An 8,204-nucleotide genomic window follows, 5' to 3' on the forward strand; every position below is an offset into this window, starting at 1 on the left:
CAGCACCCTCGTCCCGATGCTGAGCGAACGCTACGGCACCCGCAGCACCAGTCTGGAGTCGGTCGTCAAGTGCGAGCACAAGTACTGGAGCCGGCTGGAGCAGCAGAAGGCCACCGACCGGCACCCGCCCTTCGGCCAGGTCGACCTGTCGGCCGAGCCGCCACGCCCGCCGGACGACGTGACCTTCCCGATGTGGCTCAAGCCCGCCCTCTCGTACTCCTCCGAACTCGCCTTCGGAGTGGATGACGAGGAGGAGTTCCGCAAGGCGGTCGCCGAGATCCGCGCGGGCATATCCCGCATCGGCCGCCCCTTCGAGCACGTCCTCGAACGCATCGACCTGCCGCCCGAGATGAACGGCGTGGGCGGCCGGGTCTGTCTCGCTGAGGGGGCCATGTCCGGCGTCCAGGTGGCCGTCGAGGGCTATGCCCACCAGGGCGAGGTGACGATCTACGGGGTCCTGGACTCCATCCAGTACCCGGACTCCCCCTGCTTCCTGCGCCACCAGTACCCCTCGATGCTGCCTCCCCCGGTCATCGCGCAACTGCACGACGTCAGCGAGCGGGTGATGCGGCAGATCGGGATGGACTCGGCCACCTTCAGCATCGAGTTCTTCTACGACCCGCGGACCCGGGAGATCAACCTGCTGGAGATCAACCCCCGGCACTCCCAGTCGCACGCGGAGCTGTTCCAGTATGTGGACGGCGTGCCCAACCACCACTGCATGGTCCGTCTTGCCCTGGGTGAGGACCCGCACATGCCGCACCGCGAGGGCTCCTACGCGATGGCGGCGAAGTGGTACCACCGCTGGTTCACCGACGGTGTGGTGCGCCGGGTGCCGGGCCCCGAGGAGATCGCCCGCATCGAACGGGAAACCCCGGGGGTGCGCATCGAGGTGATCCCCGCAGAGGGCGACCGGCTCTCGGACCTCCCCGGGCAGGACAGCTACAGCTACGAGCTGGCGCAGATCTACACCGGCGGGGCCGACGAGGCGGAGCTGCGGGAGAAGTTCGACCACTGCGTGGCCGCCCTGGGCCTGGCATTCGAGGACGCCCCGGCCGAGGCCGACGCCGCGCGAGAGTGAGGAGCACGTGGGTTCCATGCGTTACGTGACCAACCTGCCGTACGAGACGAAGGAGGAGGAGCACGTCACGATCCCGATGTCCGACGGGGTCCGGCTCTCCGCGCACATCTGGCGCCCCACCTCCTCGGACCAGGAGCCGGTGCCGGCGGTGCTGGAGTACATCCCGTACCGCAAGCGCGACCTGACGGCCGTACGGGACTCGATCCACCACCCCTATCTGGCCGGGCACGGCTACGCCTGCGTGCGCGTCGACCTGCGCGGTACCGGCGACTCGGAGGGCGTGCTGCGCGACGAGTACCTGGAACGGGAGCAGGCGGACGCCGAGGAGGTCCTGGCCTGGCTGGCGGAGCAGCCCTGGTGCGACGGCGGCACGGGCATGATGGGCATCTCCTGGGGCGCGTTCGCCGCGCTCCAGGTGGCGGCCCGCAGGCCGCCGAGCCTGAAGGCCATCGCCATCGCCTCGTTCACCGACGACCGGCACGCCGACGACATGCACTACATGGGCGGCGCGCTGCTGTCGGACAACCTGGCCGAGGCGGGCACCATGTTCGCCTACGGCACCTGCCCGCCCGACCCGGCCGTGGTCGGCGAGCGCTGGCGCGAGATGTGGCACGAGCGGCTGGAGAACACCGAGCCCTGGGTGCTGGAGTGGCTGCGCCACCAGCGGCGCGACGACTACTGGCGGCACGCCTCGGTGTGCGAGGACTACACGAGCGTGCGCTGCCCGGTCCTGGCCTCCAGCGGCTGGGCGGACGGCTACTCCAACGCCGTGACCCGGCTGCTGGGGAACCTGGACGTGCCCCGCAAGGGGCTGATCGGGCCCTGGTCGCACAAGTTCCCCCACCTCGGGGAGCCGGGCCCCGCGATCGGCTACCTCCAGGAGCTCGTGCGGTGGTGGGACCACTGGCTCAAGGGCGTCGGCAACGGCGTCATGGACGGGCCGATGCTCCAGGCGTGGATGCAGGACAGCGTCCCGCCCTCCACCTCCTACGAGGAGCGGCCGGGCCGCTGGGTCGGCGAGCCGCACTGGCCGTCCCCGCACATCCGGCCCGTCACGCACCCGCTCAGCCGGCACACGATCGGGCCCGCGCAGGACGCGACGGCGACGGCGTCCGAGGCAGGGGTGGCGATGACGGTGCGCTCGCCGTTGTCCGTCGGTCAGTTCGCGGGCAAGTGGGCCTCCTACAACGCGCCCCCGGACCTGCCCTACGACCAGCGGGAGGAGGACGGCGGCTCGCTCGTCTTCGACACCGAGCCGCTGACCGAGCCGGTGGAGATCCTCGGCTCGCCGAGCGTGGAGCTCGACCTGTCGGTCAGCGAGCCGGTCGCCCTGGTGGCGGCGCGGCTGTCCGACGTGAGCCCCGACGGCGCCGCGACACGCGTCTCGTACGGCATCCTGAACCTGACCCGCCGTGACAGCACCGAATCTCCCGAGCCGTTGGAACCGGGCCGGCGCTACCGGGCCACCATCCCGCTCAACGGTGTGGCGCAGGCGTTCCCGCCGGGCCACCGCATCCGGCTGTCCCTGTCGACGTCCTACTGGCCGCTGGCCTGGCCGGCGCCCAAGCCGGCCCTGCTCAGCGTCCACGAGCACTCCAGCACGCTCACCCTGCCGGTACGGCCGGTGGACGAGCCGGACGAGGTGCCGTCGTCGCCCTTCGGCGAACCCGAGGGCACTTCCCCGCTCGCCATGACCCAGGTGACGCCTCCGGAGGAGCGCTGGGATGTCAAGCGGGATCTGATCGACTACCGCTCCGAGCTGGACATCGTGAAGGACCGGGGCACGGTCCGCTTCGACGACATCGGTCTGGAGGCCGGCCGCCGCGCCCGCGAGCGCTACACGGCGGTCGCCGACGACTTCACCTCGGTCGGCGGCGAGACCACGTGGACCATGCGGTTCCGGCGGGACGACTGGGACGTGCGGGTGGTCACCCAGACCCGGCTCACATGCGACGAGACGGACTTCTTCGTCGACGCGACGCTCGACGCCTACGAGGCCGACCGGCGGGTCTTCTCCCGTACCTGGAACGAGAAGGTCCCCCGCGACCTGCTGTAGTACGCGTTCACCGCGACAAGGCGGCGCACCGGCGGAAGTGCCCGTCGTGCGGGCCCATGCCGAAGAGGTCGTACGTGATGAGGGCGTAGGCCTTCCGGTAGAGGGCCAAAACCTCTTCGGAATGGCCCAGTTCACGGGCGAAGAGACGGCTCGGCTCGGCGGTGTGACGGTCGGCCTCGGGTCCGTACATGTCCCAGACGGCGGCATCGAAGGCGGGGCCGCCGGCGGTGGTGCAGAACCCGAAGTCGAGGACGGCGACCGGGTGCCCGGCCTCGTCCACGTGGAGGTTGGGCGGCACCAGGTCCCCGTGGACGACGCTCTCGGGCCGGTCGGGCGGCGCCCGCAGCGAGGACGCGGTACGGGACACGACGTCCGCCAGTCCGGGCACGCGGTCGGCGACGGCGTGCTGTGCGACGCGTACCGCGAGGCGGCGCCGGGTGCCTATGCGGCCGGCGACGTGGCCCGCTGGGACAACCCGCTGTTCGGGACGTCGATGCGGATCGAGCACCGCACCCACGCCGCCGAGCAGGGCATGGCCGCCGCCCGCAATCTGCTCGCCGCGCCGGAGACCCGTCGGCCGTTCGCGACGGCGCCCACCTTCTGGTCGGACCGGTACGGCACGAGGGCTTGGGCGTACGGCTACCTGCGCGGGCACGACGAAGTCGCCGTCGTGGAAGGGGACCTGGCCGAGCGGCGGTTCGTGGCCGTGTACCGCAGGGGCGACCGGCTGACCGGCGCCCTGGCGATGGGCATACCGCCCCGGGCCGTGCGCGCCTGGCGGCAGGCCGTCGCGGGCGGAGCGGACTGGCGGGAGGCGGTGGGGGGCCGCGGCGGCCTGATCCGTACGCCGCGCGGGGCGGGAGCGGACAAGTGTACCGCTCCCGCCTTGTGGCCCTCCCCCGCGTGGCGGCGGATACTGGGGGACTCGCGATACGGACCGGTTCCCGACCCCGACGTCCCGCCAGGAGGAACTCATGACCGTACGCACAGGACGTGTCGAACTGACCCTCGCCGCCGAGGAACTGCTGCGGCGGCTGACCGGGACGCACGGGCCGGTGATGTTCCACCAGTCCGGCGGCTGCTGTGACGGCAGCGCCCCGATGTGCTACCCGCGCGGCGAGTTCCGGGTCGGCGCCTCGGACGTCCTGCTGGGGCACGTGGCCGGGGACACCCCGTTCTGGATGAGCGCGGACCAGTTCACATACTGGTCGCACACCCATCTCACCGTGGACGTGGTAGCCGGCCGGGGCAGCGGCTTCTCCCTGGAGGCCCCGGAGGGCGTCCGCTTCCTGCTCCGCTCCCGCCTCCTCACCGACGAGGAACTGCACCGCCTCGGGTCGGAGCCGCCGCTGCCGAACGGGGCGGACCACAGCGCCTAGGGTGAGCCCATGTACACGTCCCGGGTCTCCGGCCATGTCGACGCTCCCCGTGCCGCCGTCTACCGGGCGCTGGTGAGCGCGGAGTCGATCGCCCGTTGGCGGGTGCCGACGGGGATGTGTGCCGAGGTGCACGAGTTCTACGCCGGCGAGGGCGGCCGGTTCCGTGTCTCGCTCACCTACGAAGCACCGGACGCCTCCGGGAAGTCGGCCGCGCACACGGACACCTACCACGGGCACTTCGCGCGGCTGGTGCCGGACGAGCAGGTGGTCGAGGTGCTCGAGTTCGAGACCGCCGACCCAGCGCTGGGCGGCGCCATGACGCTGACGACCACACTCACCGACGCCGAGGGCGGCGGCACCGACGTCCTCATGGTCCACGAGGGCCTCCCCGACGCCGTGCCCGCCGCCGACAACGAGACGGGCACGCGCATGGCCCTGGAGAACCTGGCCCGGCTCGTCGAGGCCGACGGCCCCTTCTGAGCGGCGGGACTACCGGCAGCCGGAACACACCGACGGCAGCGCCCGCGCGAGCCCCTCCAGGTGCGGGGCGTCGAGCTGGTGGGTGTACGCGGACCAGCCTGCCGCCGCGTCCAGGCGCGGACCACAGGACGGCACCGCCCGGCCCGCTCCCTCTCCCGCAGCGCGGCCAGCAGGCCGGTGGTGAAGCGGTCCAGGGCCGGGCGGACCTCCTTGGCCAGGCCGGGGCGCTCGGTGGGACGCTCGCCCGGGTTCGCGTCCCAGCGGGCGTGGAGACCGCGCTGCACCAGCTTGTTCGCCTCGATCTGGTCCCGGAACACGGCGGCCACGCCGTCCGGGTCGAGCCCGAGGCCGGCCGCCCGGGCCCGGACGTCGGACAGGATCTGTGCCTCGCGCGCCGGGTCGTCGATCGGCGTGTCCGTGCCGTACTTGGCGGCGGCGACCTTGTCGGCCGGCAGCAGTCGCTGGGCGAACAGGTCGGTCACCGAGGCGAGGCCGTGGGCGGTGGTCGACTGGCGTGCGGGTGCGGGCCGCCAGGTGTCGGCGGTGGCCGGGCCCGCCGGGCCAAGGGCCAGAGTGGCCGCCGTGGCCATGGCGCCGAGGAGGGCGAGAGCGGAACGGAGACGTCGAGTGCGCCCGGGGTTGGCCTTCCGCGTGGGGGCGAGGCGAGCGCCAACCTATCGATCACCGTCGGGGTCCGGGACGGCACCCACCCCGGCACGCACCCGGGCCTGCCGGCCCGTCTCCCGCCGCACACAGCAAGGTTGACCGGAACCCTCGGGACGGAAGCGGTGTCGCGGAGAACCCACCGTCCCCGTCTGGACGCCCTCGCATGGCCTCGCCTAGGGTGCATCGGCAAGCGCTTTCTAGCCTGCCCATGCCATTTCCGCCCCTTGCCCTCCCCTGTGCGCGCAGCCCCGCCGACGGCCCGTACGTGAGGAACCGTCGCGGAGCCGGCGCGGAAAGGCAGTGCCCTGTGCCGCAGAGACCGTCGCTCCCGTCCGTGACCCGCAAGTCCTTCTTACGGGGAATGGCAGCCGCTGGAGCCGCCCCCCTGCTCCCCGTCACCGCCGCCGAGGCCGCTGCCTCTGCCGACCGCTCCGGCTTCCCCCTGCTCCGCGACGGCACCGCCGTGGACGTCGTCGTGGACGCGGCGGACGACCCCGCCGTCATCCGCGCGGCCGGTGACCTCCAGGCGGACGTGGAGCGGGTCGGCGGTGTGCGGCCGCGGCTCCTGCACACCGTGCCGCAGAGCGCCGAACTCCTGGTCCTGGTGGGAACGATCGGCACGAGCCCGGTGATCGACCGGCTCGTCGCGCAGCGGCGCCTGGACGTCTCCCGGGTGAAGGGCCGCTGGGAGGCGTCGGTCACCCAGGTCGTGGACCGCCCGCTGCCCGGCGTGGGATGTGCCCTGGTCATCGCCGGCAGCGACCGCCGCGGCACGGTCTACGGCGTCTACGACACCTCGGAACGCATCGGCGTCTCGCCCTGGTACTGGTGGGCAGACGTCCCCGTGGCCCGCCGTGACACCGTGACGGTCCCGGCCGGTCCCCTCGTCCGCCCGGAGCCGGCCGTCCGCTACCGGGGCATCTTCATCAACGACGAGCAGAACCTGACCACCTGGTCCCACCGCACCCAGGAGCCGGACAAGAACATCGGCCCGAAGACCTACGAGCGGGTCTTCGAGCTGCTGCTCCGCCTCAAGGCCAACTACCTCTGGCCCGCGATGCACCCCTACTCCGACTTCTTCAACAAGCACCGCGAGAATCGCGAACTGGCTCAGCGCTACGGCATCGTGGTCGGCTCCAGCCACCCCGAGGCCATGCTGCGCAACGGCGTCCACGAATGGGAGCCGTGGGCCGAGGAGCACCGGGCCGAGGACGGCACGCTCCCCCTCTACGACTACACGGTGAACCCCTCGGTCATCTCCGACTACTGGCGGGCCCGGGCCCGCCAGAACGCCGCCTACGAGAGCAGCTGGACGATCGGCATGCGCGGTCTGCACGACTCCGCGCTGGAGACGAAGAACGCCACCACCGTCCCGGAGAAGGTCGCGGTGATGAACGACATCATCGCCGACCAGCGCCGCATCCTGGCCGAGGAGGTCGGCCCGGCGGCCGAGCCGCAGATCTTCATCCCGTACAAGGAGGTCCTGGAGCTGTACAACGCGGGCGTCCGGGTCCCCGAGGACGTCACGCTGATCTGGCCGGACGACAACCACGGCAACATGCGCCAGCTTCCGAACGACGCCGAGCGGAGCCGCCCCGGCGGCAACGGCATCTACTACCACCTCTCCTACTGGGGACGCCCACGGAGCTATCTGTGGCTGGACACCACGCAGTTGAGCAAGGTCTGGCAGGAGCTGCGCCGGGTCCACGAGCACCGGGTGGACCGCATGTGGATCTTCAACGTCGGTGACATCAAGTCGATCGAGACGGGGCTGTCCTTCTGCCTGGACATGGCCTGGGACGTGGACCGCTGGGGCCCCGGCGACGTCGAGGACTTCCTCGTGGAGTGGGCAGGCCGCCAGTTCGGCGGGCGGTACGGCTCGGAGATCGCCGCGATCCGCACCGAGTACTACCGCCTGGCGGCGCAGCGGCGCCCCGAGTTCATCGACCGGGCGGTCTTCTCGACGGTGCACCACGGCGACGAGGCGGGCCTGCGCATGACCGCCTACGAGCAGTTGCTGGACCGTGCGCGGCGGCTGGGTGCGAAGCTGCCCGAGGCCTACCGGGACGCGTACTACGAGCTGGTCGAGTACCCCGTCCACGGCGCCTGGTTGATGAACCTCAAGTACTACTGGGCGGACCGCAACGCGCTCGCCGTCCGCCAGGGCCGCGGGGCGGGCACAAACCGTTTCGCGGACCTGGCCGAAGCGGCACACGCCGAGGAGCAGGCGATCACCCGGCGCTACACCACCCAGATCGCGGGCGGGAAGTGGGACGGCATCGTCAATCCCTACCCCTCCGAGATCCCCAAGGCGCCTGGCCGCCCGGCCGTGACCAGGCTCCCCCGGCAGGAGACGTCGGGCCTGGGGCTGGCCTCCGAGGGCAACGAGACGGGGGCCGACCGCCCGCTGTCCTTCTCCTCCTACACCCGGGACCGCCGCTTCGTGGACGTTTTCAACACCGGCTTCCTGCCGCTGGAGTGGCGGGCCGAGGCGAGCGCCCCCTGGCTCCGGCCGAGCACGACCGGCGGTGAACTCACCGAC

The 8,204-nt window shown here is 71.9% G+C and carries 7 protein-coding genes and 2 pseudogenes; 6 read left to right on the forward strand and 3 right to left on the reverse strand.

Annotated elements, in window-relative coordinates; all coding sequences use genetic code 11:
* On the forward strand, positions 1–1,081 hold a 1,081-nt coding region (locus ABZ281_RS27195; RefSeq protein ID WP_356659577.1), incomplete at its 5' end, for an ATP-grasp domain-containing protein.
* Between the two features lie 16 nt (positions 1,082–1,097).
* Positions 1,098–3,137, forward strand: a complete 2,040-nt coding sequence (locus ABZ281_RS27200; RefSeq protein ID WP_356659579.1) for a CocE/NonD family hydrolase — start codon at positions 1,098–1,100, stop codon at positions 3,135–3,137.
* A 7-nt stretch (positions 3,138–3,144) separates the two neighbouring features.
* Here ABZ281_RS27200 and ABZ281_RS27205 read toward each other — a convergent pair whose 3' ends face one another.
* Entirely contained in the window at positions 3,145–3,525 is a 381-nt protein-coding gene (locus tag ABZ281_RS27205) for a phosphotransferase (protein ID WP_356659581.1), read from the reverse strand.
* Here ABZ281_RS27205 and ABZ281_RS27210 point away from each other — a divergent pair.
* The 3 genes and pseudogenes from ABZ281_RS27210 to ABZ281_RS27220 form a co-directional block, all read left to right on the forward strand.
* Positions 3,517–3,954 (forward strand): annotated as a pseudogene (locus ABZ281_RS27210) (oxidoreductase C-terminal domain-containing protein); the annotation flags it as partial. The gene ABZ281_RS27205 and the pseudogene ABZ281_RS27210 sit on opposite strands and share 9 nt — an antisense overlap.
* A gap of 157 nt (positions 3,955–4,111) precedes the next feature.
* Entirely contained in the window at positions 4,112–4,516 is a 405-nt protein-coding gene (locus tag ABZ281_RS27215) for a DUF779 domain-containing protein (RefSeq protein ID WP_356659583.1), read from the forward strand.
* Between the two features lie 9 nt (positions 4,517–4,525).
* The gene (locus tag ABZ281_RS27220; protein WP_356659585.1) at positions 4,526–4,996 is read left to right on the forward strand and encodes an SRPBCC domain-containing protein; all 471 of its coding nucleotides are present in this window, start codon (positions 4,526–4,528) and stop codon (positions 4,994–4,996) included.
* A gap of 9 nt (positions 4,997–5,005) precedes the next feature.
* Here the strand turns inward: ABZ281_RS27220 and ABZ281_RS27225 are convergent, their stop codons facing one another.
* Entirely contained in the window at positions 5,006–5,131 is a 126-nt protein-coding gene (locus ABZ281_RS27225) for a hypothetical protein (protein WP_356659589.1), read from the reverse strand.
* 83 nt (positions 5,132–5,214) lie between these two features.
* A pseudogene (gene aroQ / locus ABZ281_RS27230) lies at positions 5,215–5,586 on the reverse strand (gamma subclass chorismate mutase AroQ); the annotation flags it as partial.
* 437 nt (positions 5,587–6,023) lie between these two features.
* Between aroQ and ABZ281_RS27235 the strand changes: the two are divergent.
* A partial coding sequence (locus ABZ281_RS27235) for a glycosyl hydrolase 115 family protein (protein WP_356659587.1) occupies positions 6,024–8,204 on the forward strand: 2,181 nt, incomplete at its 3' end.

The sequence above is a fragment of the Streptomyces sp. NPDC006265 genome (assembly GCF_040613555.1).
GTDB lineage: Bacteria > Actinomycetota > Actinomycetes > Streptomycetales > Streptomycetaceae > Streptomyces.

Coding starts and splice junctions, on each gene's coding strand:
- ABZ281_RS27200 (WP_356659579.1), top strand. CDS start 1,098: ATGCGTTACGTGACCAACCTGCCGTACGAGACGAAGGAGGAGGAGCAC.
- ABZ281_RS27215 (WP_356659583.1), top strand. CDS start 4,112: ATGACCGTACGCACAGGACGTGTCGAACTGACCCTCGCCGCCGAGGAA.
- ABZ281_RS27220 (WP_356659585.1), top strand. CDS start 4,526: ATGTACACGTCCCGGGTCTCCGGCCATGTCGACGCTCCCCGTGCCGCC.